This window comes from Brevundimonas faecalis (genome assembly GCF_040549405.1).
In the GTDB taxonomy this organism is placed as follows: Bacteria; Pseudomonadota; Alphaproteobacteria; order Caulobacterales; family Caulobacteraceae; genus Brevundimonas; species Brevundimonas faecalis.
In genome coordinates, this window is sequence record NZ_JBEPTF010000004.1 from 161,645 (window position 1) to 186,685 (window position 25,041).

Sequence of the window (25,041 nt, forward strand, 5' to 3'; positions counted from 1 at the left end):
AGGCCCGTGCTCAAGTCTAATCGAACCGTCCGGACCGATGACGGTAGCGACAATCTCAAGCCCCATGGCGCGGACAGCCTTAACCGCCCGCGTGATGTCAGCCTGTTTGAAAGTCGCGGGTGCCTTCACGAGATCAGCCCTGCCCCACCGGCTGGCGACAGCGCGCGACTAGGTCAGGCAGCATGTCAGCGTCGATGCGGATGGCGCGGCCAATGCGGATCAGGTGGCCATGCTGCACGGCGGCGCGGCGCAGGGATTTATACGGGACAGCCAGACGTTCGGCCGCCTCTTCGATGGTCAGCAAGGTCGGCATTGTGGCTCTCGCTTCCGTTCGCGCACTTTGGCGCCCGTTGAAAGACCTTATGCTTCGACAATCGACATTTTGCAAGGATTTCAACGCACTGAGACAGTTGTCACACCATATTTGACAGTTGTCTCACTTGCCGTGACAGTCGTCTCAATCAATGCCCGGCAAGAAAATGGGGCCAGCCCTATAAAAGCTGACCCCTCATCTACTATCGATCAGAAACCGCTCAGGCGAACCCTCACCGTCCCCGACGGATTAGCCGCCGCTTGGGTGGCTACCCCCAGCTTCGTATTGCCGGCCGAGGTCTTGTTTGCGAGGCCTGCAGCCGCATCCCAGTACACAACGTCGCCCAAGCCGATGGCGAGCGCTGCGACCTTGGGCAGGTCCCACACCTCATCAACCTGAACGTCGACCAGAGCGCCGGCCTCGGCGTCACCCTGAGCAACGCCAATAATGGCGCCAGCGACGACAACACCGCCGGATTGGACGGCTACGGGGGCTGGAATGGTCAGGGTTTTGCCCCGCTGAACGTGATTGGTAGCCATGGCTCAGTAGCCCTTCTTTGTGATGTATCGATATGAAGAGGGAGTCCGGCGAGCGCCCGCGACCTCTCCCCGAAGCTGAGCGACATAGGCCTGCAGCTTCGGGGCCGACGCCTGGGCGTATCTGATGGATTCGCCCGACTGGTCAGTCACTTGGACGACTGCGCGGCCGGTCAGCAGCCCATGAAGGGCTGCCTCCGCTTCAGCCAGACGCTCGGCCAAGGTCATGATCAAGCGCCCGGATTGCGATAGGCGCCGCGCCAGTCAGTCGCGCCAACGCCTAGATCCAAGGTGACGCGATACTCGCGGCCGAGGGTATTCCAACCGTCCCGCGATAGGATTTGCGGACCGGACGCTCCGGCGAGGTAGGCCATTTCAAGGACCGGGGCGTTAGCCTTGTCCCCGAAGATGTACCAGTCGAGCCCAGTGATGCGCGGCTCGACAATCAGTTGCAGCGTACCACTGAACGGGTTCACGTCCGCCGACTTGGTCGCAGCCAATGTCGCCAACAGTTGCTCCGCGACCGTTTCCAGCGCTGGACCGACGACAAAGTATGTCGGGGTCACGCCGACGGGGGTCACACCGTCCAAGCCCTTCTGCGACCGCAGGGCAAGGCGAGCGTCCGAAAGGGTCGCGATCGACGGAGCAGCGCCCGTTGCAGCGAGATTACCGTGGTCAGCGTGGAACAGGCGCTTACCGTCACTCATTGCCGGGCCTGCCCCAGCGCCAGCGGCCAGCATCCCGACCAGGGCGCTGGCCTCGGCCGCGGCGGCCAGTTGGCCCATCTGGCGCATGACGTCGCCAAACGCTCCGAACTGGTCATTCAGCAACAGCTTGCGGGACAGGTTGAACAACTTACCGAACGTCTCGACCTTGTAGCTTTCAGCGCCTTCGCCGAACGACCCATAGGTGATTTCGCCGGCTTCGCTGACCTTCTCCAGGCCGGAGCCTTCGCCCAGTTTGGCGACAGTAACGTCACGCAGGTCCGAAACCTCGCGACGGACGGCGATCGCCTTCAGCGGCGACTCTGCTGCTGCATAGGCAGTCGACAAGACCCGGTTGCCGCCTTGTTCAAGTAGCAGCGGGAAGTCCGAGGTCGTCTGCATGGCGCGCGTCAGAATGGCGTCGGCTGACAGGTTATCAACGCGCTCACCAGCTCGGACCAGCGCCTGCCTCGCGTAGTCGGTGAAGCCTAGGCCGATATAGGGGCGAGCGGCTTCCGACGCTTCCGCCCCGCCCATGCGCTGCGCCAGCGCCTCGGCCTGACGCTCGGCGATCACGGTCGGATCTTCATGCGAGGCACCGACGTGCGCGCGGATGCCGGCGGCCGGCGCGGAACGGGCCGCCATTGCCTCGAAGGCAGCGGCACGCGCGGCGCCAATGTCCGACTCCGCGTCGATCTGGGCGTCCGCCCAGCTGCGATCCAGGCCTGCCGTCTCAGCCATGGCGCGAATCTGTGCGTTGACCGCAGCGCGGGTCTCAACGGCGCCAGCGGCCACCACGGCAGGCGGGGCAACGATGGCGGGGACGTCCTGCACGATTGGGGTAGGCATATCCGTATTGCTCCTGATGAGTGAAGCAGCGTCGGCCGGGATCGGCGTCAGCGAGGCTTCGCGGATTTTGGGGGTGATGGTCCGAACGCGGCGACCGGCTTCGGTCGTCTCGCGGATATGAGTCAGGCCGTAGCCAATGCTGACACCGCGCAGGACGCCCTCAGCGACTTTCGTCACGGTGTCCTGAGCGTCTACGGCAGCACTGAAGCGGATCAGCGCCACAAGGTCGCCGCCCTCGCGGCGTGCGGCGGCGATGACGCCAACTGTCGAGCCGACAGACTGCGCATGGTCGCGCAGGATTGGCAGGCCGATCAGGGACGCCGGGTCGATGCCGGAGAGGTCCAGTCGTTCGATATACGGCCCTTTGGCGTCGCGCCGCTCAACGTCGGCGCCGGTTGAGATGACCGCCTCAACCGTCCGCGCCTCCGCGTTCCATGTAGAAGGCGCGAACGACGCCCGTCGCACCTCTAGTTCAAGCGTCGGCATTGTTGACCAACTCCTCTGTTGTGGCAGGTCGAGAGGCGGCGCTGGCGGTGGCACCGAATGACAGTCCAAGGGCCCTTTCACGCGCGTGATCTGCGGCGATTTCGGCATCAACCGCGGCAGCAGACCAACCACGCTCGGCAATCACCTGGCTTCGCGATTTAAAACCGGCTGCGACCAGGTCGCGCTCAGCCGCCGCATCCTTGGCGGGATCGATCCAGGGCGGTGCCGGGAACAAATGCTCCGCGCGCGTCCAATCGCGCGTTGCCGTCTCGAAATCGCGCGCGTCGATCTCGCCCATAAAAACAAGCGCGGTGACGGCGCGTGCATAGACAGGCCTCAAAAGCTGAGGCGCGAGCACGGCATATTGAACCTGTTCAGCGCGCTGTTTGAAGGCGATTAGATCGGCTCGAAGTGATCCATAATTCGCGCTCGATAGGTCACCGCTGACCAAATGGGCGGGAACACCGACGCCGACTGCGATCGCCCGAAGCTGGGCTGACAAAAAACCAAGGCCATGCTGCGATTGCGGCGGCGGCGTTGCGGTGACCCAGTCTTGATCATTGCCGAGATTTTTGACCGTCCCAGGCTCGAGATACTCGACCGGACCAGGAGTGTAGGCCATGCCTGCGCTGACGAGATCGTCGCTCGTCTTCATCGTGTTTTTGACGAAGCCGACCATCATCGCTGCGACCTGCGCACCAGTGATGAGCGCCGCCTGTAGTTTGTCGACTTCCTTCGCCGTCAACAGAATGGGCGCCAACCATGACAAGCCGCGCGCCTGTCCCGGTCCCATTGCCTTGAAGATGTGCAGCACATCGCGTGCATCAATCCGCTCGGGCGGCGCCCAGGCGGCGTAGATTGAGGAGGGAATTTCAGGCCTAATCCAATAGGCGACCCGGCGACCGTACCTGTCGAACTCAACCCCACCGACCGTATGAACGCCCTGCCCCAGGTCGCGGGTTTCGCTTTCGTCCAGCAGTTCGGCCGGAATCTGCCGCAGCCGCAGACCCTCTGGCGTGTTGATCATGAGAGCCAGCGCTTCACCGTCCAGCACCATGGCGCGAACGAGGTCAGCCTGAAGGCCCCAGTAATCCGTACGTCCGGCCAAGTCTGCGACATCAGCCCAGTCGTCCACGGCGCCGCCGATCATGGCACGCACATCCGCATCAGGATGGGCGGACGTCGGACGGGCGCCGGCACCGACGAGAGCCGTTACCCAAGCCTCGACGGCCGCTCGACAATAAGGGTCGTTCGCGTAGGCATGGCGAGCGCGCGCACGAACCGTGCTGACCGCCGTCAACGTCTCGCTGGCCACGCGGCCAAAACGCGGTTGATCGCCCCACGGTTGGCCTAAAGCGGCATCGTACCGTCGAACAGTTGGTGCCGAGCGGGCGCGCAACGCGAACGGACGCAGGAGGTTGCTGAGGCTCAAGTTCATCCGATCACCGCCTTCACGGCCGAGGCATTGCGCGTGATGAAATTCAAGAACGACTTTTCACCGCGCTCCGTGGCCAAGCTGGCTTCCATCACGTCACCCGGATCGAGCACGTTGATGATCTTGTTGATGATGCCCTGCGCAGCACCACCGCCGTTGAAACGGTGCCGGGGATCATCCTCGGTCAGCACCTCCTCATTGCGCTTGGCGATGATCGGCACTTCATTCCCGACGAGCCCGCCGGAGTGGTAGCGCTGAGCGTCAGCGAAGACGGCCGGGTTCACGGCACGGAAGCCGCCGCCATGGCCGACCAGTCCGCCGGTATGCTTGGACCCGAACAGCTTTGCGACGAAGCCGCCTGCCCCACCCGCACCGCCGCCGCCAGCTGTCCCGCCCGACACTGCATTGAGGATGATCTGCTGGATGATCATCATGGCGATCTGCCGCAGGAAGTCGGCGGCGAACTGCAGGAAGGCATCCTTCAGCGAGCCGAAGAGGTCCCCAGTCTCAGCGAGGTTCTGCGAGAAGCGGTCGATGGCTGAAGCGGCCTGCCCCGCGAAAGCGTCATTGATCTGCTTGCCGGTCACTACAGAGGTGCCGCCAATCCCCCGCACTCGATCGCGGGCACCTTCCAGTGCCAGTATTGCAGCTTGAGCCTCCGGTCCTCCGGTCGCGCGCCAGAAAGCCAGCATATTGTCAATGGCCGTCAGCAGCTGTGTGTTCACGGCCGTCAGCTGCTCCTGTAGGCGCTCCGCTCCGCTTTCATTGCCGGTCTCCTGAGCGAACAGGATCTGTCGCTGCAACTCGGCGCGCTGCGCCTCAAGGTCTGAGACACCCTTCTCAAGTTCAACCTGACGCCGCTTGGACTCCTCGATGTCGTACATCTGGCCGAGGATCTCGCCGTAAACCCGGCGCTGCTCCTCGGTGGCGCCGACCATCTGGGCCGCCAGTTGCCGCTGCACATAGGCGTCGCGCGTCTCGACTTCACCCCGCGCCTTCGTCAGTTCGAGGCGAGCCTGATCGATGGTCTTGATCGCCTCGCGCGCCTTCTGCTCGTCGTAGAGCCGCGTGACGCCGTCGGTGATCGCTTGCCTCTGCGCAGCGGTCAGGGTCAAACCGGCTTCCGCCGCAGCCCTCTCCTTCTCACGGAGCGCGATTAGCACCAGTTGTTGACGCTCGGCTTCATCCAGCAGGCTGATCTGGAAAGCGCGGGCGTCGTTCTCAGCCAGCAGTGACGCAAGGAAGCTGCTCTGTGTTTTGGCTTTGCGTTCGGCGTCGCCGGCACCCCGCCCGGCGTTGCGATTGGCGGCGGCCGGCGGCCGGGTCGTCGTGTCAGCAACCGGCCGAGGCCGCGTCAGTTCGCTGGTGCCGTTGATCAGGCTCATCCCGGCGAGCCGGGTCTCACCAAGCGCGATCACGCCGCGATCCTGCTGGATGGAGCGGTCGATCTGAGCGGCGCCCATGCGGTTGCCCTGGGCGAGCAGCCGGGCCTTCGTCGCCTCGTTCTGCATGACGCGGCCGTATGCCTTCGCCACGTCGTCAGCGACCACATCCACGGTGCGAGCGCGGGCGCCTGGCAAGGCCGAGGTGAGTTCCTGCACCAGGCTCAACAGCGCGTTGATCTCAGCTTTGGCCTTCGTCCAGTCGATGAAGTTGACCCAGTCGACGAACGACCGCCACGCGGCCCCGAAGTCGGCCAGGATCTGCGACCACGGTCCCTTCATCTGGGCGGCCGTGTCGCCGTACTTCTTGGCGAAGATGTCGAAGGCCTGGGTGCGGGCCTCGGCGTCCTTCTTGGACTCGCGCAGCTGCTCGATGTGTTTGCGCTCGGCTTCGGTGAGGAATCCGAGTTCGTCGTCCAGCGCCAGCACGGCATCGGCGTTGCCGGTGAACGCTTTCATCACGTCCTCGGCCGCCGTCTTGACGTCGACCTTGAGCACCTTCGCCATGTCGCCGGCCGCCTTGGCGAAGCGGTCCAGATAGGCGGGGTCGACGGCTCGGCGCACCGCGTCCCGGGTGATTGCCATGGCTTCGTCGGCGGTGGCGCCGATTTCCTCGAGACGTGCGGCGAACGCGGCCAGTCGGGGCGCGCTGTACTGGGCCGCGTTGCCAGAGGTGCTCAGGATGCGCTCGACGTTGGTGAGCCGCGACGCCTCGGTGTTGGCCCGGTTCATGGCGCTGATGAACGGTGCAAGCGCGGCGCCGGCCAGTGCGATGACCGGGATGAAGCGGATGATGGCGCCGGTCGCCTTAGGGAAGATCTGGGCGATCTGGCCGCCCTGCTGCGCGAACGCCTGCATCGGGCTGGTGCCGCTGGCGATCTGCGTGATCAGATCGTTGACCTGGTAGCCCAGGTTCTGCAACTCGTAGGGACGAAGGCCAAGCGGCCCGCGGCCCTGACGCGTCGAATAGGCGTTGGTGATCTTGCTGGCGAGGTCTCCGGCCCGCGCCTGATTGCGCAGGGCGCCAGCGGTCGCATTGGCGCGTGCAGCCGCCGTCGATTGGACCCCGTTGAGGCGCGTCAGCCCGGCAGCAAGCTGATCCACCGCACCGTCGGTCCGAGCAGTCTCGGTCGCCATCGAGGCCATGCGGCCCTCGAGCGTCGCCAGCCCGTTGCCCGACTGCGTGAACCGCGCCACCCCGGCGCGGGCCTGCTCGAGTTCAATCTTGGTGCGGCGTGCTTCTTCGCGGGCACGCTCGAAGTTCTCTGCGAGACGCTCCGGCGCTTCCACGACCTCATTGGTCCACTGGAAGTTCTCGATCTGCTTCAGCTGGCGACCGAACTTCGTCGCCTCAGCTGTGGCCCGCTCGTAGTCGGCAGCAGCCTTGGCCACGGCCGCGTCAGCCGTGGAGCGGGCCGCCCGTCGAGCCTGAGCCTTCTGCGCGGCCGACGCGAAGCGCTGCAACGCGGCCTCAGCCTTCCGCAGGCCCGGCGCCGTGTTGTCCTCGGCCTTGACTACGAGTTTGACGTCGCGGCCGCTGTCCGCCATCAGGCGCGTCCCGCTACATGGGCCACCGCCAAGGCGGCAATCTGACAGTGCGGTTCGAGGATACGGGAAATTTCTTCAAATACCGTCCCGTGGGCGTCGACGTCTTCGGCCAGCAGTGCAAAAGCCTGCCCAACTTCAAGGCCGTAAGCGACACCTCGGCCCACTGCCAAAGTGGTGAGCGTACGAGCAAAGTCCGCATGGAAGGCTGGCCGATCATTGGGCTGGATTGTAACCCCGCCGTCGTTCGCCGCCGTCAGATGTCGATCGATCACCGCCGCCAACGGAACCGCAAAAGCCGCCACCGCCGTTAGTAGTGTGGCAGCCGCCTTCACGTTCAACTGCAATGAGACAGAAATCTCATTGAATGAGACATCTGTCTCATTACTTAAGATTTTTGAATTCTTATCACGACCCATGCCCCATTGATTGGGAATTTTGGCTAGAAGAGTCAATATTTATTGAAAATAGGCCGAACATAAATCAAGCTAATATTGCTTGATGATGCTGGCCGGCATGAGAAGGCATCAAGCGCCGCGTACATCGCGGTCGGCGCGCAGCCCTACGGTACAGGAGCGGCGCTGCAGCGCACGGTGCTAGGCCATTGACCCGCCTCTCGCGGGTTGGAGTTGAGGCGAGCGCTGCACAGGCTTCCCTGCTGTGCGGCGCTCATCTCGAACAATCGGAGCGACAATGGCGAATTGGGATTACGCGCAACTGCACGCGGAGCTGCAGGAGGAGGCCGAGAAGTTCTTCCCCGACTGGCGAAGGCTTGTCGCTGACTTCAGCCCACGCCCGAATGGACACGGTCGCACGCCGCAATCGAATGCGACGCCTCAACGCATCCCGGTAAAACCTAGCGGCGAGAGCGGCGCTTCACCGGCAAATCTCTGAGTTCGCTATGCGACATCATCCAAGCGTCAACCTCAGACTCAATCCAAACCGCAACCCTGTGCGAGATTCTTATCTGGCGAGGAAAGCTTTCCTCCTTGATCAATCTGTAAATTGTACTTCGACTGATGGCGAGCCGCGCCACCATCTGCTCCATTCGAAGGAAGACTGGCGGTGGCGGCAGGTCAACCATTTCGGATTCCGCGCATTGCTGCGTGCGCCAGGTAAAACATGAAACCGACGTCTCGGCCGTCCTCAGAAGCCGAACCCATCATTGCTCGAATACGAGCCACGATTAGGCAGGGATTTTCCGTCTCAACTGCCTCGCGAACTAGGTACGTAGCCTCAGCCTCGCCCATGGCGTTCATCTGATCCCACGAAGGGGAATAGGTGCTTGCGGTCATAGATTCCTCATTGTGAAATCTGACCAACAGTCTTCGACGCTGGTGGCCAGACACTAACGCGTTCGAAGTACTGCCGAGGAACAGCAGCGGGCAAAGCCCCGCGTCAGCGCCTGGCCATAGCTAGACACCTCCCCCCCTCTAAACCGCCTTCGACCGCGACCGCAACTGCTGTTGCGATACAAACATAATGAGCGAATACAATTCGCGACGTCAATATATATTTAAGTCTGCTTAATAGAGACAAATATCTACAAAGTAGAGATAAGCCCCCACCCGGCGGCATTTGCTCGAATGACGACGTTCGCCCATAAAGGGCACATGAATCACGTCGCACCAGTTTTCATCGCCATCACCCTCGCCGCGCTATCGGCGGCGGAAGGAGCGCAGGCCCAAGCGTGGCGAGTAGAGTCGTCAACCGATGCCTTCAGCGACAAGCGAACTGTGACAGCATCAGTACGCGGTCGCGGGTTCGCCATGGTAGTTCGCTGCAAAAGCGACCTCCTCGAAACATACTTCCTAGGCGGCTATGTCGGTGACGACGATGCAAACGTCCGCTACCGGATCGATGGTGGTGAAGTTCAGGAAGATGTGTGGGATTCCTCAACTTCTAAGGATGGGTTGTTTGCCGACGCGCCAGGAGAGGTGGCACGTTGGATGGCCTCAGGCTCCAGGATGGTGCTCGAGTACGAAGACTTCTCCGGCACGCCCCACCAGTTCAACATCCCGCTGGGTGGCTCTGCGGTAGCGATCAATCAGGCGCTAGACGCCTGTGGGGTGCCTCGCACCAATCCACGCACCATTGATGGCCAAGTGTGGCGTCGAGTCGTCATCGATATCGACAAGATGGATCGCTCCCTTGTTCGAGGCCTGCAAAACTTGCTCAACGATCAAGGCTTCTCGATAGAGCCTACGGGTCGGCGTACTCAGGGGACCTATGCCGCCCTGTCCACATTCTATTCCGGATATTGGACGCGATGCGGGGAAGGTCAGGACCTCTCGGCAAGTTGCACATCTTGGCGCAGTTCGAAGCGCTTAGATCCTGACGCCGACTACACCAAAGAGCCGATCGACCTGCTGCTCGAGGTGATCGAAGCGAAGAGGACCGCTGCCGCGAAAGCGGACACCCCAACGGAAATCACGGACGTCCAATGGTCGCGCCAGGTGAGCCCCGAGTTCCCCGAGCGGGCGCAATCCCGCGGGATTACCCAAGGGGCAGCGACGGTAAGCTGCAAATTCAGCGGAAACGGCTCACTCTCAGACTGTCGCATCGTCGATGAAACACCCGCTGGGGCAGGCTTCGGCCAAGCCGTTCTAAGGGCTGCACGTAGTGGACGCCTCAGCCCGCGCACTGTCGATGGCACACCGACTGAGTCCAGAGTTACATTCACCACCGATTTCAAGCTGGACTGAAGCGGCGGACTTTAGCTCTCGACCCTATGCGCCCGAGCCAAAATATCGGCTGCCCGATCCATCCCGCGTTTTCGCAATTCAGAGATAAAGCGCGGGATCGGAGGAACAATGCTTCGGTATGGTTCGCCGGGACCAGTAAAGAGTCCCCCGCCTGGCCCCGTGAACAAACCACCCCCAGGACCCGTGAAAAGACCTCCACCAGGGCCTGTGAACAAGCCGCCACCGGGTCCTGTAAAGAGGCCACCGCCCGGCCCGGTGAATAGTCCGCCACCGGGTCCTGTAAAGAGGCCTCCCCCGGGGCCAGTGAACAGTCCTCCACCGGGTCCTGTAAATGCCCCACCATCTGGACCCGTGAACAAACCGCCGCCGGGACCCGTGAACAAACCACCGCCGGGGCCAGTGAATCGATTTCGCGGCCAGCCGTTTTCTTTATGATCAGCCATTCAGCCCTCCCTTTAGGGGAGTATGGCCGGGCGGAACGCAGTTCATCAAGTCTACGCTCAGATCCGATACGCTGGCAGCGAACCAGGTCGCGGGGGTGCCCGCCGAACGACTGGCCTCACTATGCCGGCCGTCCCCAACTCAGCCTCCCTTTGATCTGGGTTCGTGCTGATCATCTGACGCGCGGCGATGCCGTAGGTCGTCGAGTCCAGCGCCTCGGCCCGGCGTCCTGGAATACGCTCGAAGCGCCGAACTGGACGCCCACGACTGTAGCGGACCACGCGCCGTTCAGACGTCAACTCTTCATAGAAGCGGGCGTCCAAGGACGCACTGAAGCGGATACCAGTCCCATGCTTTAACCGGCTCATCAGTTGCGCCTTGGCCGAATCCACACCGACCAGGATCAGGGTAATATTCTTCGCCTGCGATCGCTCAATGATCGGTCGCGCGAACCCGCCAACGCCTTTGATGGCGAACACGCGGCGCGAGAGTCGAGGCTTGGCGAAGGCATAGACTTGATCGGTCACGCCGCCGTCGCCGCTGTCGATGAAGGTCGCATCCACGCGCAACGTGCCGCCGTTGGGATGTGGCCAGGTTGCCTTCAGCGCGTCGTCCAACTCGGCCCACGACGAGTCATCGGTCGGCCGCCCCCAAATGACGGACGAGCCGAGGATCAGCACCGTGTCTTCGCGTGTATGGCCGAGGTAGGTCAGTTCAAAGCGGTCGTCTTGCACATCCACGCCGACAGTAAGGAACAGCACCTCAGTTGGGATCGCTTCCAACCCGAACGGTTCAGCACGCGCCGCCAAGTTGGTCTCATCCAGGTCGTCGGCTGTTTCGCGCCACGTCTCGGCTAGGATGGTATTCACGAAGGTCTGCAACTGATCCGGCTGCCCCTTCGCCGCGAGGAACTCGGCGGCCAACTTGCCCCACGACGCGTTCGCCAACGTCGACACAAGGGCGTTGAGTTTGAAGCCTACATGTCCCTGAACTTCGGGCTGCGTGGCTCGCCAGGTGCCGGCGGCGATCATGGCCGGCTTGTGCCGCTCCTCGATCAAATCCTCACAGTGCGGGCAACGGAATGCGGCGGTCTCCGGCCGCCCCCTCTCCCATTCGATGTGTCGCCATAGGATCTCAGCGAAGGTGCCACATGACGGGCATGGGACCTCGAACACACGCTGATCCGATTGCGCATATAGCCGCGCCACGTTCGATGTCAGGTCATCGGTCGGCGTCGACCCGCAGATGATCTTGCGGTTGCCGAACGACAAGGTCCGGTTCACGGCCAGGGTGAGCGGGTTGCCCTCGGCGGTGGACTCCATGGCGTCAATTTCATCCATCAGGAGGATGCGGACATTGTGCCGGCGCAGGTTACGAGGAGACTTGGCCGCGACAACCTTCAGCGAGCCCCCCGCGAACCGGCGAGACATGAGGGTGTTGCGTCCGCCCTCCTCGCTATCGTCGGACAGCAGGCCAGCGCATGCCGGCGTTGCCTCGAAAATCGGTTCAAGGTCGCTGACGACGAAGTCGCGGGCGTCATCTTCAGTCGGCAGCAGAACCAGGATAGGCGACGGTTCATTTGCCACGTAGCTGGCGACGGTCGCGCTGATCAGCGTCGACAAACCCACGCGAACCGACTTCATGAGCGTCACCCGCTCAATGCCCGGATCAGAGATGGCGTCTGCAATGCCCCGTTGGAAAGGCCACAGGCGAACGCGGCCCGGCGTGGCGCTGACGCCCTCCGGTAGACGCATCTCGGACTCGATCCAGTTGGCCAAATTCAGGCGGGGCGGCGGGATCAGGGCGCGCAGGGCGTTCGTGCGGACCCGGTCAAGCGTCGTGGTCATGCCCTGCCCTCCCCGATCTCTGTAAGGGCGTCGCGGATTTCCCGATCCAGTTCGGCCAGGTCGTGCGCCGTAAGCGTAGGCACGCGCGAGTGAACGCGCGCTGGGACGGCCAGCATCGCAGCCCGAACGCCGCGCAGGGTAGCTCCCCATTCGGCCTCAACCGCAGCAGCGGACACCAACTCTCCCCGATCACGGGCGTTCTGCATGGCCAGTCGGTCAGCTGCTTCGCTCGCTTGCCTGATCTTCTGTTCCTTCAATGGGTCGCCTTCGCCCAGTCGCCCCCGCGCCTTGTCGCTTAAGAAGGCGCAGTAGGTGCGCGTTGCATCGGCGACATTGAAAGCGTCACGCCCGCGGCCAACCGATTTGACCACGCCGTCCTCGACCAACTGGCTGATCCTGCGCGCGGTGATGCCGAGGAACGCGGCCAAGTCCGCTTTGGAGCAACGGATCTCACAAAGGGCGGCCGTCGTTGCGATCGGTGCGACGCGTGACGGCGCAGACTCGTCGCTATGGGCGACGGCAATAGGCGCCAGTAGGTCCACGATGTGGTCACTGTGGTCGAGCGCAGTCATGCTGGACCTCGGAAATGGGTTTCAGAAAAATTGCAGCGCGCGAAATACCGGGGTCCTTTGCCCCCGCATTGGTAGCGCCCCCCAAAGGGACCCCCGGTTCCACTGATGGGATCAATGTGCGCCCCATCGAAGGGCCGCGTGGTGGCCCGCACCGGGTTTTCCACGGCAAGCACGATCAGGGTGATCGAAGCTGCTTGCGTGGGTGTCAGGTTATGGGCACCTATAGGTCGTCCGGGGAAGGCTTCGAAACCTCCCCCGGACGCCGCTCCTGCCAGCCGACGCTGCGCAGATCGAGGCCCGTCGGATTGCCCCCGGCGGGTCTCTTGCTTTGCCGGCACATTTAGCAATGAGGGCGAATCAGTCTCGGCGCCAAGCCAAAGCCGGGTACGCCCTTGCACTGCCCCCGCTATCCACAGGGACGGCGGGGAACGCTCCAGATCGAATATGGGAATAGGTGCGCCTGCCGACCCGGACATCTGGACACCCCTTAAGGGGGTTGTCCGTGTCTGTCCGGTCAGTCGACAGCATGGCGAGGGGGCTTGTCCGACCCGTGTCCGGCCTTGTCCGAGTGTTGTCCGATCAATCATCGAACCCATCCCCACCATCGTCAAAGCCGTTGATCTGGTTGACCTTGTTCACCATCACGCGGTCGCCGAGCATAATTGTCCGACCTTGTCCGGCCAGATCGCGACATGCCCTTGTGAACATCCTTCGCCGTGTGTCCTCTTTTTCGGACCCGGACACGGCCCTGCCGGCAATACAGGCTTCCCGCCACTCCTGCTCGGACACGCCGGACAAGGGCGGACAGTCCCCGGACACCCTCGCATTGTCCGCCTCAAGAACGGTCAGGATGTCCAATGCAGCGCGAGCACTGGGTGACAGTTTGTCGGCCCTCGGCGCCGTGCCTGCGGCCAGTTCCCCGACCAGGGCGGCAGTGATCGGGTCGCCGTCTTCGTCCACGCCGAGCGTCCGCGTCTCGATGATGAACGCCATGTCGCGATCACAGGAGCCGTTGCGGTTCTTCGTCAGGTTGCCCCGGACGACTCCGACATCATCCCGGCTGACGTGCATCGCCATGTCGAGCGCGCCATTCAGCAAGCTATGCCCGCGCGGCGTCTTCCCCTCCGCCTTGGTGTCATGGTGGATCAGGACGACGGCCGCGCCCCACTGGGCCAAGCCGCGCGCCACAGCGACGACGCGCCCCATGGCCTCGGCGCTATTCTCCTCAAGGCCAGGGAACGCCATCGCCAGCGTATCGAGGAAGACGAGCGCCGGACGCTGCGTTTGAATGGCTTCCAGCATCGCCGCCAGGTCCGGGCTATCCTCGGCCAGCAAGTCGCTGACACCCTCAACCAAGGTGAAGTCTGCGGCGTCACCGTGTTTCATTTTTAGCGCCGTCACCCGGCCCCGCATCCCGTGCGGATCTTCAGCTGCGATGTAGAACACGCGGCCCGGCTTCGACCGCATCCCGAACGCCTCACGGCCTTGCGCCACGGCGTAGCCGATGTGGGGACTGATCAGCGACTTGCCGGCGCCAGGCGCGCCAAAGATGCAACCGACGTCGCCGGGGGCCAGAATTCCTTTCAGCACGTAGCCACGCGACGGCGTGGACTCACACTGGGCAGGCGACAGGAAGGTGAGGCGAGACGGTGTGGCCGGCTTCGGCGCCTCAGCCAGCGTAGCGTTCCAGCCATAGGCTTTGGCTAGATCGAACAGCGAGCCGATCCCGAGTGTTTTTCCGCTCCGGTGCCCGAACGAGTCCCACTTCTTTCGTTGATCCTTCGCATCGTACTTGTCGCTGCCCTGCGACCAAGCTTCCCATACCTCGAAGCCGCGTTCAGAGCCGCTCGACGCGGCGTTGATCGCCATCCCGATGCGAAGCCATTCGTCACGATCGTCTGCGGGTACGAAAGCAAGAGCGGCATTGATCCGGTCCACTCTGCTTTCGAATAGGAGAGCTTCTAGATCATCATCCTCATCGAGGTCAGCAACTGGCGCCACAGGCTGGATCGGCTCGATGCCGGCCAGCAGATCCTCAACATCGACGTAAGGTCCGCCGCCTTTGTCTAGAGCGACAATCTCGAGGGCCATATCAACGGGGCGGCCCTCGACCAATCCCACGGTGTGATACTCGCCCTTCCCGACCGCCCCGAAATAGTAGGACTGAGATCGGGTGAAGGACTCGCCTGCGAGGATGCCGCCAAGAGCACCATTGACGCGCGCCATCAACGCGTACCGCTCATCAGGCGACAGGGCTTCTGATGTCGGACACAGGACGCGCCAGCGGGGAGCCTCAGGCGTGTGCGACGGCGTGGTGTACAGGATACCTGCTAGGTTTGCCGCACGTAGGCGCTTGGCCGCTTCATCTAGGGTGACGACGCCAGCGTCATAATCACCCTCGACCCCGTCGATTGTCTCCAAGTTGGCGTCATGGCGCAGAGACCCACCTGGCAGCTTAGGAACGTCTCCGAACCGGGCCAGCTTCAGCCAAGGCAGAGATTTCTTAGATGTGGCGCGGGTCCCATCGATCAGGTCAGCGAACAGCCGAAGCGTGGTGCCTACCCGTGTCTGCTGCTTCGCGTACTCATTGGCGAAGCGCGTTATGATCAGTTGCCGGTCGAGCGGAGAGACAGGCGTCTCTTTCTTTGCAACAGGAACATCGTTATAGTCCGTACCGACGTCGCCCAAGATGTCATCGCATTCAACGCCGCTTCCGGTTGCAGCCGGGGCGGCGTTTTGCGTTTCAGGCGGTCCAATCGGCCCAAGCAAATCGAGCAAGTCAGGGTCTGAGTCGGTTTGGACTCTCCTGCTAACGTATTGATTGGGCATCGGCTCTTTTCCCTTCGGTTTGGGAAAAAGCGCAATAAATTCAAACTAGATAAGGGGACTCTTAATCAGCGGGTCCACAGTTCGAACCTGTGATCACCCACCATCGTCTTTCCTTACATTTCAGATGTTTGGGCCACGTTTCGGGCCGTGGTGCGTCTTGAACAAGACGGCGCCGTGAGACTTTGGCGCTCCCCCATGCTGTCCGTGCTTGATGCAGAGCGAGAACAAAGACAGAGCAATTGACTCGCCATCCTCAAAATCCGGCAGCAGGGGTCGCCTCCGGGTCGGGCGACGGGCATGGATAATCAACCTGTCGGCCCTGATGAGGCCTTTGCGAGAGAATCAGGAGCGCTCGACCGCGATCTAGAGGATCGCCACCGGCCCAACCTTGCCGCCGAGGAGGGTCGCCAGATGATCGGCGGTCTGATCGCTGGCATGCGTTTTGTGGGCTGAGCCCGTTGGGTTCTCTCGATGTCGAACGGGTCTATCCGGGGATAGTCTGATCCTGACGGATGCTGATCACACGCTCCTCCCCCAGGAAGACATGGGCGGCGATCCCGCTGAAGTGGCTTTTCAGAAGCGCCTCAGCCTCGACGACGGCTTCCTCATCGGTCTGAGCGTCCAGCGGCTCCATGTGCGGGATGCCGAGGATGATCGATTCAACAAAACAGAAATAGGTCACGGATTCCTCCCGAACCTTACCGGCGGGAGTTTGCGGCGCACGCTACCGATCTCTTCCAGCCGCGAGCGCCCGATACCGTCAGCCCACGATAGGCCCACCTTGCGCCCGTGAAGAACAGGAGTCTACCTGCGCAGGGGATGCTTTGTTCCGGAGTAGCCAAATCGCCGCAGCCATTTTGCTGGATTAAATGCGGAAGTTGGACCCATAGTGCGAAGACCCGCCAGATTGGCGGCGCATTGTAAAATAATTTGCCCCTGGAGAGTGCAGAATGCCTGTCGCCTTGCTTTTCGTCCTGGCTCTCCAACAGACGGGCCCCGCCCTCACCTGGTCCGACGCGCCGCCCCCTCCTGCTGCAGCGGAAGCCTCCCCTGCAGCCAACGCTCCAGCATTGCCCGCACAGGCGCTAGCCGATCCCTATGGCTGGGAGCGATCGCAGTGCAGCCCCTTCATCCGCAAGGATGAACCCCTGGCCCAGTGCCAGGCGCGGGTGCGATCAATGCTTGCGGGCGCAATGGGTGACAAGCTGCCCGAAGGTCTGAGCCCCGACGCTTTTGCAAACTGCAACCATGACGAGGCGGCGAAGGGGTATGCGTTCCAGTGCGGAACCCGCACGGTCGCTTCAATGGGGACACCGGCGCCTGTGGAGCCCGTCTGCGAAAACCGTCCTGAACGCGCAGGCCAAGGCCTCGCCTTCAATAGTCGGTGCCAGCCAGTCGGCGGAGATGCTGAGGCTGGATTGCGCTTCCGCCTCGGAGGCGACTGAACGCGCAACGGTCCTGGAGGAGAAGGCAGCGCTTGAATCCCCGATATTCCTGGTTGAACGCCCGGTTCTGGCTAGGGCCGCGGCGCCACGCACCGCCGCGTGCAACACTGAGCAGTAGCCATGCTTAGCTATCGAGGCCCGCTCTCTTCGGAGGGCAGGCTTTCGTCGTTTCAGTTAGACGGCGGCTAACCGCCCCTAGCTGGTGTTCGGAAGGTCGGCTAGCATCGGCTCAACTGCTTCCCCGTTTCGTAACCGAGCTGACCGCCATCGAAATTTCAGTCGAAGCTGCACCTCATAAGGGCGAATTTTTTCTAGTCGACGCCGGCTTCTTGGGTAACGGCAGGGTTGCCGGCATAGAAATCGCCAACGAAGAGAAGCTGATCCATCCGGGGATGAACGTCGTCTCGCGTCCTAACGGAACGCCAGATCAGTATCCGGAGCGCCCCCGCCTGGTTCATGTACCGGAGAAGGGCGGAATGCCGCGCGATCTGGAAGAGTTCGCTGGCATATGGATTGTGTCTGAGCCTTTGAAGCAACTGTTTGAGCAGATGGATGCTGAGGCGTTTGCATTTGCGGCATGCGACTTCAGCCTTGCTGACGGGAGCTCCGGCCCTCAGTATTACCTAGGCAATGTGCTGCGCAGGATCGACGCCCTGGATGAAGCGGCCTCTCGCGTGAGGATCAAGCTCGATCACAATTATCAGACCGGCGAGGACGAGCAACTTTACAGCCTCGTCGGCGGAGCCAGCCTGGTGTTCAAACAAGATCTTGTGGGAGATGCCCATATCTTCCGCCAGGATCGCATGGGAGCGCCTCCCATCTGCGACCGCGCGATGTTTGATGCATTGAGTGCGGTGAACTTCTCCGGCGTGCGACTGCGCGATGTAGCCGATATCTAAGAAGTTCCCCTTCAAACGGATTCTACCTATCCGCTGACAACCTGGACGGGCGATTGCGACGTCAGACCACGATACGGCTCGCCGCGATGCTGTCGTCCCACTCGAAGTGATCGTGCAGCGAAGAGTTGGCGCTGCGTCCATCCGCCTGCAAGGCATGCACTTCTGAGTCGCTTCCTAGACGCCCGCTCGACATTCGGCGCCGCCGTTGCGGAGGCCCAGTCGTGGAAGCCTCGGGTCGATCAGCATGAACGCGCCGCGTTCGAGACGAAGCTTGGCCCTTCCCAAGGGGCGTCGGCGCGGGCAGGAAGGGATTCTGAATCCCCTTTCCTTTCTCGGTGCTGTCCCATGCCCTCCGGTCTCATGGCCCTGATCGACGATGTCGCGAGCATCGCCAAGCTGGCCGCCGCCTCCGTCGACGACATCGGCGCGGCCTCGGGCAAGGCGGCGAGCAAGGCGGCGGGGGTGGTGATCGACGACGCGGCGGTGACGCCGAAATACGTCACCGGCCTGTCGCCCAGCCGGGAGTTGCCGATTATCGGCAAGATCGCCGTGGGGTCGATCCGCAACAAGCTGCTGCTGATCCTGCCGGTCGCCCTGCTGCTGACCGCCTTCGCCCCCTGGGCCATCACGCCCCTGCTGATGTGCGGCGGCGCCTATCTGTGCTTCGAGGGCGCCGAGAAGGTCATGGAGATGTTCGGCGGCCACGAGGCGGAAGAGAAGCCGGTCAGCGACGACCCCGCCCATCTGGAAAAGGCCACGGTTTCCGGCGCCGTGCGCACCGACCTGATCCTGTCGGCCGAGATCATGACCATCGCCCTGGCCGATGTGACGGACGCGCCCCTGGCGACCCAGGCGGGCGTGCTGATCGTCGTCGCCCTGGCCATGACCGTGGCCGTCTACGGCGCGGTCGCCCTGCTGGTGAAGCTGGACGACATCGGCCTGCACATGGCCAAGCGTCCGTCCAGGTCCAGCCAGGCGATCGGACGCGGACTGGTGAAGGGCATGCCGGGCGTCTTTTCCGCCCTGTCCGTCATCGGCACCGTGGCCATGCTGTGGGTCGGCGGCGGCATCCTGGTGCATGGCTCGCACACTCTGGGCCTGGCCTGGCCGGCCGAGCCGATCGAGCACCTGGCCCATGCGGTCGGCGGCGCCCTGGGCCCTCTGGGCGGCGTGGCCGGTTGGACGATCACGGCCCTGCTGTCCGCCGTGCTGGGCCTGATCCTGGGCGGCCTGATCGCCGTCCTGCTGCACCAGGGCCTGAAGCTGTTCGGACGCGGCGCGCACTGAGAGGCGCTGCGCCGCCTCACGTCACCTGACGCTTCTCCAGCTTCCGGGCCAGGGTGCGGCGGTGCATGCCCAGGCGCCGCGCGGTCTCGGAAATATTGAAATCAGTCTCGGCCAGGACCTCGTGGATGCGTTCCCATTCCAGGGTCTTGATCGAGGTCGGGCGGGCACTGAGGGCCGCGTCGGGGTCGCCGTCCTGACGGGCGAAGGCGGCCTCGATCTCGTCCGTGCCGGCGGGCTTGGCCAGGTAGTGGCGGGCGCCCAGCTTGATGGCCTCCACCGCCGTGGCGATGCTGGCGAAGCCGGTCAGGACCACGATCACCAGTTCAGGGTCGAAGGCGTGCAGGGTCTGGACGCAGGTCAGGCCCGAGGCCGCCCCCAGCTTCAGATCCACCACGGCGTATTGCGGGTGATGCACCTTCAGCAGGTCCTGAAGCTGTTCGTGGCTGCGGGCCGAGACGACCTCGTAGCCGCGTCGCTCGAACGACTTGCGCAGGGTCCGGGCGAAGGCCTCGTCGTCCTCGACGATCAGCAGGCGGCGGGGGGCGTCGGTGTCGGTCATTTCGGAGCCAAAGCCTCCAGAGGCAGGGTCAGGCGGACGCAGGCGCCGCCGTCGCGTCGATTGGCGGCCACGACGCCGCCGCCCAGTTTGCGCATCACATTGACCAGCAGGAAGAGGCCCAGCCCGGCCCCCGCCCGTCCCTTGGTCGATTGATAGGGCTGGCCCAGGCGCTCGAGGATTTCGGGCGAGAAGCCGGGGCCGTCGTCGTTGAACTCGACCGACAGCAGGTCGTCGTCCAGTGCGGCGGCGACCACCATGCGCTCGGCCCCGGCCTCATGGGCGTTGTCCAGCAGGGCGCTGAAGACCTGTTTCAGGGCCGGATCGGCGATGATGCGCGGGTCGAGGGGCGTCGGGACGCGCAGGATCACCGCCATGGCGTCGTTCGACTTCTCGCGCCACTCGGCCGTGATCTCGGTCAGGAAACCGCCCAGGGTCGTGACGGTCGGCGCCTCGCCCCGCGCCTCGCCCGCCGACATCAGGATGCCGGTGACGATGGTCTTGCAGCGCTCGACCTCGGCCTGCATCTCGACGATGTCGGCGCTGAGATCGGCGTCGGCCTTCAGCGCCGGCATGCGCTTCCAATCGCTGAGGATGACCGAGAGCGAGGCCAGGGGCGTGCCCAGTTCGTGCGCCGCGCCGGAAGCCAGCAGGCCCATGCGGACGATGTGATCCTGCTCCGCCGCCTGCTGCCGCGCCTCGGCCAGATAGGCGTCGCGCGCCCGCAGATTCTTGCTCGTGCGGGTGACGAAGGCCACCAGCAGGACGGCGATCAGGATGAAGTTGACCAGGGCCCCGGCCTGCAGGAGGCCCAGCCTCTCGTCCGCGCCGGGCGGCAGGGGCAGGGGCAGGCGCCACACCGCCAGCAGGCCCAGGCAGGCGCTGGTGATCAGGACGAAGCCCCAGGCGTAGGAGGGCCGCAGGAGCACCGCCGCCAGGACGATCTGCATCAGATAGAGGGCCGCGAAGGGATTGCCGGTACCGCCGCTGAAGAAGAGCAGCCAGGTCAGGGCCGCCACGTCGACGAACAGGGCCAGCAGCAGTTCCGGGTCCGTGACCGTATGGCGGCGCAGGGTCACGGGGGCGCTGGCCACGTTCATCAGGGCCAGCCCGGCCGGCGCCAGCAGCAGCATGCCCAGAGGCAGGGGAATCTTCAGCCCCCAGTGGACGACGGCGATCGTCACCACCTGGCCGATGACCGCCAGCCAGCGCAACTGGATCAGCAGCAGCATGTTGCGCCGCCCGGCCGCGCCGGGCGAGACCGGCGCCTCGTCCCGGTCGTCCAGGCCGGTCAGACCGCGCAGGACGCGCATCAGGGCCATCAGACGCCCCCTCCCCGTCGCCGGACTTCCTCGCGACGGAAGAGCCAGAAGCCGAGGACGCACAGGCCCGCCAGGCCGAACCAGGTCAGGGCGTAGATCAGGTGGCTGTTGGCGAAGCGCACGACCGTCAGCCCCCCGCGCGGCCAGCCGCCGGGATTGGGCGCGGCGTCGGCGTCGATGAAATAGGCGGCGACCGGCCCTGACAGGCCCCTCGCCCCGGCGATCCCCGCCACGTCGCGCGAGAACCAGCGGTCGCCCGCCGGGTCGTTGGCGCGCAGGAAGCCGCCCTTGGGCTCGGTCAGGCGCAGAAGACCGACGACGTCGCGCGCCCCTTCGACCTGGCCTTCCGCGCGCGCGGCGGGCGCGGCGCGTTCGGCCGGGACGAAGCCGCGATTGATCAGGACGGTGAAGCCGCGATCGGTCGCCAGCGGGGTCAGGACCCAGTAGCCCGGCCCCAGATCCGTCACCGCCTTCACCAGGGTCTCGCGGCCATGATCGAAACGGCCGCTGACGGCGACGCGGCGATACTGGTCGGCGGCGCGCGTGACGACTTGATCGGGCGCGGGCGCGGCGACGGGCGCGGCGTGGATGCGGGTCTCGACCTGGCGGATCAGATCCTGCTTCCAGGCCAGGCGCTGGACCTGCCAGACGCCCAGGGCCGAGAAGCCGGCGAACAGGACGGCGAAGACCACGGCCCCCGCCGCCAGCCGGAACCGGCCTTTTGGAGCAGGACTGTCAGGCGAAGGCGGCAAGGGCGTCTCCCGCGCGGGGTCAGCCCATCGTCTGCATGTCGTGGACGGGCATCATATTGGTGTTCAGGTGATACATCACCCAGACCGAACCCGCGACGGCGATCACCACCACCACGATGGTGAAGATCAGGGCCAGCATGTTCCACCCGCCCTCGGACCTATGGTTCATGTGCAGGAAGAAGATCATGTGGACGATGATCTGCGCCACGGCGAAGGCCGTGATGATCAGGCCCGTCGTCTGGGGCGCCAGGGCCTCGGTCATGACCAGCCAGAACGGGATCGCCGTCAGCACGACCGACAGCAGGAAACCGATCATATAGGTCTTGAACGAGCCATGATCGTGGTCGTCGCCGTGGTGGTGATCGTCGTGATGATGATCGACAGCGTGTTCGTTGTGGGCCTCGGCGCTCATCGCAGCATCCCGAACAGATAGACGAAGGTGAAGACGCCGATCCAGATGACGTCCAGGAAGTGCCAGAACAGGCTGAGGCACATCAGCCGGCGCTTGTTGGCCTGGATCAGGCCCTTGCGCCAAACCTGCACCATCAGCGTCACCAGCCAGATGCAGCCAAAGGTGACGTGCAGGCCGTGGGTGCCGACCAGGAAGAAGAAGGCCGACAGGAAGCCGCTGCGCTGGGGCGTGGCGCCCAGGTGGATCATGTGGGCGAACTCATAGAGCTCGATCCCCAGGAAGCAGAGGCCGAAGACGCCGGTGATCGCCAGCCAGGTCTGCATCTGGGCCGTGCGGTTCTTGACCATGGCCAGCATGGCGAAGCCGTAGGTGATCGACGACAGCAGCAGCATGGAGGTGTTCAGCGCCACCAGCGGCAGGTCGAACAGGTCCTTGGGCGACGGGCCGGCGGCGTAGTTGCCGCCGATCACCGCATAGACGGCGAACAGCATCGCGAAGATGAGGCAGTCGCTCATCAGATACATCCAGAAGCCCAGCATGGTGCTGTGGCCTTCCGGGTGATGCGGCTCCTCGACCGGGTGGTAGATCGGCCGGCCGGCCTCGTCGACGTAGTCGGGGTTCAGGGAGGAAGCGTGGCTCATCGGATCACCCCTGCGACGCTGCGGCCGCCAGGGCCTTGGAGCGCGCGTCCTCGGTCGCCTGCACCGTCTCGGCCGGGATGTAGTAGTCGCGCTTGTAGTTGAAGGTATGGAAGATGGCGTAGGCGATCAGGGCGAAGAAGCCGAGCGCCGCCAGCCACCACATGTACCAGATCAGGGCGAAGCCCACGACCAGGGCCAGACCCGACAGGATCACGCCCGCGCCCGTATTGCTGGGCATGTGGATGGGCTTGAAGCCTTCGGTCGGGCGCTGGTAGCCGCGCGCCTTCATGTCCCACCAGGCGTCGGAGTCATGGATGATCGGCGTCTTGGCGAAGTTGTAGTCCGGCGGGGGCGAGGAGGTGGCCCATTCCAGGGTGCGGCCCTGCCAGGGATCGCCCGTCTCGTCGCGCAGCTTGTCGCGATTGATGATGGAGACGGCGAACTGGATCAGCATGGCCAGGATGCCGACAGCGATGATGACCACGCCCACGGCCGCGATGATGAACCAGATCTGATAGGCCGGATCGTCGAAGACCCGCATCCGGCGCGTCACGCCCATGAAGCCCAGGACGTAGAGCGGCATGAAGGCGACCCAGAAGCCGACCACCCAGCACCAGAAGCTGACCAGCCCCCACGTCTTGTCCAGCTTGAAGCCGAAGGCCTTGGGCCACCAGAAGTTGATGGCGGCGAACAGGCCGAACAGCACCCCGCCGATGATGACGTTGTGGAAGTGGGCGATCAGGAACAGGGAGTTGTGCAGGACGAAGTCGGCCGGCGGCACCGCCAGCATGACGCCCGTCATGCCGCCGACCACGAAGGTCAGCATGAAGGCGATCGTCCACATCATCGGCAGTTCGAAGCGGATGCGGCCGCGGTACATGGTGAAGAGCCAGTTGAACAGCTTGGCCCCTGTCGGGATCGAGATGATCATCGTCGTGATCCCGAAGAAGGAGTTCACGCTGGCGCCCGAGCCCATGGTGAAGAAGTGGTGCAGCCACACCAGGTAGGACAGGATGGTGATCACCACCGTCGCATAGACCATAGAGGTGTAGCCGAAGAGCTTCTTGCCCGAGAAGGTCGAGGTGACTTCGGAGAAGACGCCGAACAGCGGCAGGATCAGGATGTAGACCTCGGGGTGGCCCCAGATCCAGATCAGGTTCACGTACATCATCGGATTGCCGCCGAAGTCGTTCGTGAAGAAGTTGGTGCCGATGTAGCGGTCGGCCGACAGCAGGGCCAGGACGGCGGTCAGCACCGGGAAGGAGGCCACGATTAGGACGTTGGCGCACAGCGAGGTCCAGGTGAAGACCGGCATCTTCATCAGACCCATGCCCGGCGCGCGCATCTTCACGATGGTGGCGATCAGGTTGATGCCGGACAGGGTGGTCCCCACCCCGGCGATCTGCAGAGCCCAGATATAGTAGTCGACCCCGACGCCGGGGCTGTAGCCGATGCCCGACAGCGGCGGATAGGCCAGCCAGCCGGTGCGCGCGAACTCGCCGATGAACAGCGAGGCCATGACCAGGACCGCGCCCGCCGTCGTCATCCAGAAGCTGAAGTTGTTCAGGAAGGGGAAGGAGACGTCCCGCGCCCCGATCTGCAGCGGCACCAGATAGTTCATCAGGCCGGTGATCAGGGGCATGGCCACGAAGAAGATCATGATCACGCCGTGGGCGGTGAAGATCTGGTCGTAGTGGTGAGCGTTCAGGTAGCCCTCGGCCCCGCCGAAGGCCATGGCCTGCTGCAGGCGCATCATCAGGGCGTCGGCGAAGCCGCGCAGGAACATGACCAGACCCAGGATCATGTACATGATCCCGATCTTCTTGTGGTCCACCGTCGTGAACCACTCGGTCCAGAGATAGCCCCACAGCTTGTAGCGGGTGATCAGGCCGAGCGTCGCCAGGCCGCCCAGCACCACGACGGCGAAGGTGGCGACCAGGATGGGCTCGTGGAACGGCAGGGCGTTCCAGTCCAGCCGGCCGAAGATCATGGATGCGATGTGATCAATAGACATGTCGGTCAG

Annotated in this window: 22 protein-coding genes; 4 read left to right on the forward strand and 18 right to left on the reverse strand. The window is 63.7% G+C overall.

What is annotated here, in order from left to right:
• Positions 1-133: 133 nt before the first annotated feature.
• The 8 genes from ABIE19_RS14095 to ABIE19_RS14130 all read right to left on the reverse strand — a co-directional run bounded on the left by ABIE19_RS14095 (position 134) and on the right by ABIE19_RS14130 (position 8,394).
• Positions 134-313, reverse strand: coding sequence for a helix-turn-helix domain-containing protein (locus tag ABIE19_RS14095; RefSeq protein WP_354089846.1), 180 nt, complete (start codon positions 311-313; stop codon positions 134-136).
• 209 nt (positions 314-522) lie between these two features.
• Entirely contained in the window at positions 523-852 is a 330-nt protein-coding gene (locus ABIE19_RS14100) for a DUF2190 family protein (protein ID WP_354089847.1), read from the reverse strand.
• 3 nt (positions 853-855) lie between these two features.
• Positions 856-1,077: a gpW family head-tail joining protein gene (gpW, locus tag ABIE19_RS14105; protein WP_354089848.1), complete on the reverse strand. Its 222-nt coding sequence runs from the start codon at positions 1,075-1,077 to the stop codon at positions 856-858.
• A 2-nt stretch (positions 1,078-1,079) separates the two neighbouring features.
• A complete protein-coding gene (locus ABIE19_RS14110; protein ID WP_354089849.1) occupies positions 1,080-2,888 on the reverse strand; it encodes a prohead protease/major capsid protein fusion protein in 1,809 nt (602 codons plus the stop codon).
• Positions 2,875-4,326: a phage portal protein gene (locus ABIE19_RS14115; protein ID WP_354089850.1), complete on the reverse strand. Its 1,452-nt coding sequence runs from the start codon at positions 4,324-4,326 to the stop codon at positions 2,875-2,877. The genes ABIE19_RS14110 and ABIE19_RS14115 overlap by 14 nt, the downstream gene beginning before the upstream one ends.
• The gene (locus ABIE19_RS14120) at positions 4,323-7,313 is read right to left on the reverse strand and encodes a phage tail length tape measure family protein (RefSeq protein WP_354089851.1); all 2,991 of its coding nucleotides are present in this window, start codon (positions 7,311-7,313) and stop codon (positions 4,323-4,325) included. The genes ABIE19_RS14115 and ABIE19_RS14120 overlap by 4 nt, the downstream gene beginning before the upstream one ends.
• Entirely contained in the window at positions 7,313-7,765 is a 453-nt protein-coding gene (locus ABIE19_RS14125) for a hypothetical protein (RefSeq protein ID WP_354089852.1), read from the reverse strand. The genes ABIE19_RS14120 and ABIE19_RS14125 overlap by 1 nt, the downstream gene beginning before the upstream one ends.
• A gap of 401 nt (positions 7,766-8,166) precedes the next feature.
• Positions 8,167-8,394 (reverse strand): helix-turn-helix transcriptional regulator, encoded by a 228-nt coding sequence (locus ABIE19_RS14130; protein ID WP_354089853.1) that lies wholly within the window; start codon positions 8,392-8,394, stop codon positions 8,167-8,169.
• Positions 8,395-8,896: 502 nt separating this feature from the next.
• On the opposite strand from ABIE19_RS14130, the gene ABIE19_RS14135 reads away from it, so the two are divergent.
• Positions 8,897-10,015, forward strand: coding sequence for an energy transducer TonB (locus ABIE19_RS14135; RefSeq protein ID WP_354089854.1), 1,119 nt, complete (start codon positions 8,897-8,899; stop codon positions 10,013-10,015).
• A gap of 500 nt (positions 10,016-10,515) precedes the next feature.
• Here ABIE19_RS14135 and ABIE19_RS14140 read toward each other — a convergent pair whose 3' ends face one another.
• The 3 genes from ABIE19_RS14140 to ABIE19_RS14150 form a co-directional block, all read right to left on the reverse strand.
• Positions 10,516-12,303 carry a phage terminase large subunit family protein gene (locus ABIE19_RS14140; protein WP_354089855.1) on the reverse strand — a complete coding sequence of 596 codons (1,788 nt, stop codon included), beginning with the start codon at positions 12,301-12,303 and terminating at the stop codon, positions 10,516-10,518.
• Entirely contained in the window at positions 12,300-12,875 is a 576-nt protein-coding gene (locus tag ABIE19_RS14145) for a hypothetical protein (RefSeq protein WP_354089856.1), read from the reverse strand. The genes ABIE19_RS14140 and ABIE19_RS14145 overlap by 4 nt, the downstream gene beginning before the upstream one ends.
• Before the next feature lie 579 nt (positions 12,876-13,454).
• Complete coding sequence (locus ABIE19_RS14150) at positions 13,455-15,653, reverse strand: AAA family ATPase (protein ID WP_354089857.1); 2,199 nt, start codon at positions 15,651-15,653, stop codon at positions 13,455-13,457.
• A gap of 348 nt (positions 15,654-16,001) precedes the next feature.
• On the opposite strand from ABIE19_RS14150, the gene ABIE19_RS14155 reads away from it, so the two are divergent.
• Positions 16,002-16,157 carry a hypothetical protein gene (locus tag ABIE19_RS14155; protein ID WP_354089858.1) on the forward strand — a complete coding sequence of 52 codons (156 nt, stop codon included), beginning with the start codon at positions 16,002-16,004 and terminating at the stop codon, positions 16,155-16,157.
• Positions 16,158-16,188: 31 nt separating this feature from the next.
• On the opposite strand, the gene ABIE19_RS14160 is transcribed toward ABIE19_RS14155, so the two are convergent.
• Positions 16,189-16,386, reverse strand: a complete 198-nt coding sequence (locus ABIE19_RS14160) for a hypothetical protein (protein WP_354089859.1) — start codon at positions 16,384-16,386, stop codon at positions 16,189-16,191.
• A gap of 1,035 nt (positions 16,387-17,421) precedes the next feature.
• On the opposite strand from ABIE19_RS14160, the gene ABIE19_RS14165 reads away from it, so the two are divergent.
• Positions 17,422-18,048, forward strand: coding sequence for an imm11 family protein (locus ABIE19_RS14165; protein WP_354090092.1), 627 nt, complete (start codon positions 17,422-17,424; stop codon positions 18,046-18,048).
• A 345-nt stretch (positions 18,049-18,393) separates the two neighbouring features.
• Positions 18,394-19,335, forward strand: coding sequence for a DUF808 domain-containing protein (locus ABIE19_RS14170; protein WP_354089860.1), 942 nt, complete (start codon positions 18,394-18,396; stop codon positions 19,333-19,335).
• 16 nt (positions 19,336-19,351) lie between these two features.
• Here ABIE19_RS14170 and ABIE19_RS14175 read toward each other — a convergent pair whose 3' ends face one another.
• Genes ABIE19_RS14175 through cyoB form a run of 6 tightly spaced genes read right to left on the reverse strand, consistent with a single transcriptional unit; the run spans position 19,352 to position 25,032 of the window.
• On the reverse strand, positions 19,352-19,894 hold the full coding sequence (locus ABIE19_RS14175) for a response regulator transcription factor (RefSeq protein WP_354089861.1): 543 nt from the start codon (positions 19,892-19,894) through the stop codon (positions 19,352-19,354).
• Entirely contained in the window at positions 19,891-21,213 is a 1,323-nt protein-coding gene (locus ABIE19_RS14180) for an ATP-binding protein (protein ID WP_354089862.1), read from the reverse strand. The genes ABIE19_RS14175 and ABIE19_RS14180 overlap by 4 nt, the downstream gene beginning before the upstream one ends.
• A complete protein-coding gene (locus ABIE19_RS14185; protein WP_435521153.1) occupies positions 21,213-21,965 on the reverse strand; it encodes an SURF1 family protein in 753 nt (250 codons plus the stop codon). Before ABIE19_RS14185 ends, ABIE19_RS14180 begins: the two co-directional genes overlap by 1 nt.
• Positions 21,966-21,984: 19 nt before the next feature.
• The gene (gene cyoD / locus ABIE19_RS14190; RefSeq protein ID WP_354089863.1) at positions 21,985-22,377 is read right to left on the reverse strand and encodes a cytochrome o ubiquinol oxidase subunit IV; all 393 of its coding nucleotides are present in this window, start codon (positions 22,375-22,377) and stop codon (positions 21,985-21,987) included.
• Positions 22,374-23,018 carry a cytochrome o ubiquinol oxidase subunit III gene (gene cyoC / locus ABIE19_RS14195; RefSeq protein ID WP_354089864.1) on the reverse strand — a complete coding sequence of 215 codons (645 nt, stop codon included), beginning with the start codon at positions 23,016-23,018 and terminating at the stop codon, positions 22,374-22,376. The genes cyoD and cyoC overlap by 4 nt, the downstream gene beginning before the upstream one ends.
• A 4-nt stretch (positions 23,019-23,022) precedes the next feature.
• On the reverse strand, positions 23,023-25,032 hold the full coding sequence (gene cyoB / locus ABIE19_RS14200) for a cytochrome o ubiquinol oxidase subunit I (RefSeq protein ID WP_354089865.1): 2,010 nt from the start codon (positions 25,030-25,032) through the stop codon (positions 23,023-23,025).
• Between the last annotated feature and the right edge of the window lie 9 nt (positions 25,033-25,041).

Bases quoted from the DNA above. Each gene is read 5' to 3' on its own strand.
- ABIE19_RS14130 (WP_354089853.1), bottom strand. From the start codon at position 8,394: ATGGTTGACCTGCCGCCACCGCCAGTCTTCCTTCGAATGGAGCAGATG.
- cyoD (WP_354089863.1), bottom strand. From the start codon at position 22,377: ATGAGCGCCGAGGCCCACAACGAACACGCTGTCGATCATCATCACGAC.
- cyoC (WP_354089864.1), bottom strand. From the start codon at position 23,018: ATGAGCCACGCTTCCTCCCTGAACCCCGACTACGTCGACGAGGCCGGC.
- ABIE19_RS14135 (WP_354089854.1), top strand. From the start codon at position 8,897: ATGACGACGTTCGCCCATAAAGGGCACATGAATCACGTCGCACCAGTT.
- gpW (WP_354089848.1), bottom strand. From the start codon at position 1,077: ATGACCTTGGCCGAGCGTCTGGCTGAAGCGGAGGCAGCCCTTCATGGG.
- ABIE19_RS14095 (WP_354089846.1), bottom strand. From the start codon at position 313: ATGCCGACCTTGCTGACCATCGAAGAGGCGGCCGAACGTCTGGCTGTC.
- ABIE19_RS14140 (WP_354089855.1), bottom strand. From the start codon at position 12,303: ATGACCACGACGCTTGACCGGGTCCGCACGAACGCCCTGCGCGCCCTG.
- ABIE19_RS14100 (WP_354089847.1), bottom strand. From the start codon at position 852: ATGGCTACCAATCACGTTCAGCGGGGCAAAACCCTGACCATTCCAGCC.
- ABIE19_RS14170 (WP_354089860.1), top strand. From the start codon at position 18,394: ATGCCCTCCGGTCTCATGGCCCTGATCGACGATGTCGCGAGCATCGCC.
- ABIE19_RS14120 (WP_354089851.1), bottom strand. From the start codon at position 7,313: ATGGCGGACAGCGGCCGCGACGTCAAACTCGTAGTCAAGGCCGAGGAC.
- ABIE19_RS14145 (WP_354089856.1), bottom strand. From the start codon at position 12,875: ATGACTGCGCTCGACCACAGTGACCACATCGTGGACCTACTGGCGCCT.
- cyoB (WP_354089865.1), bottom strand. From the start codon at position 25,032: ATGTCTATTGATCACATCGCATCCATGATCTTCGGCCGGCTGGACTGG.
- ABIE19_RS14115 (WP_354089850.1), bottom strand. From the start codon at position 4,326: ATGAACTTGAGCCTCAGCAACCTCCTGCGTCCGTTCGCGTTGCGCGCC.
- ABIE19_RS14180 (WP_354089862.1), bottom strand. From the start codon at position 21,213: ATGGCCCTGATGCGCGTCCTGCGCGGTCTGACCGGCCTGGACGACCGG.
- ABIE19_RS14175 (WP_354089861.1), bottom strand. From the start codon at position 19,894: ATGACCGACACCGACGCCCCCCGCCGCCTGCTGATCGTCGAGGACGAC.
- ABIE19_RS14155 (WP_354089858.1), top strand. From the start codon at position 16,002: ATGGATAATCAACCTGTCGGCCCTGATGAGGCCTTTGCGAGAGAATCA.
- ABIE19_RS14110 (WP_354089849.1), bottom strand. From the start codon at position 2,888: ATGCCGACGCTTGAACTAGAGGTGCGACGGGCGTCGTTCGCGCCTTCT.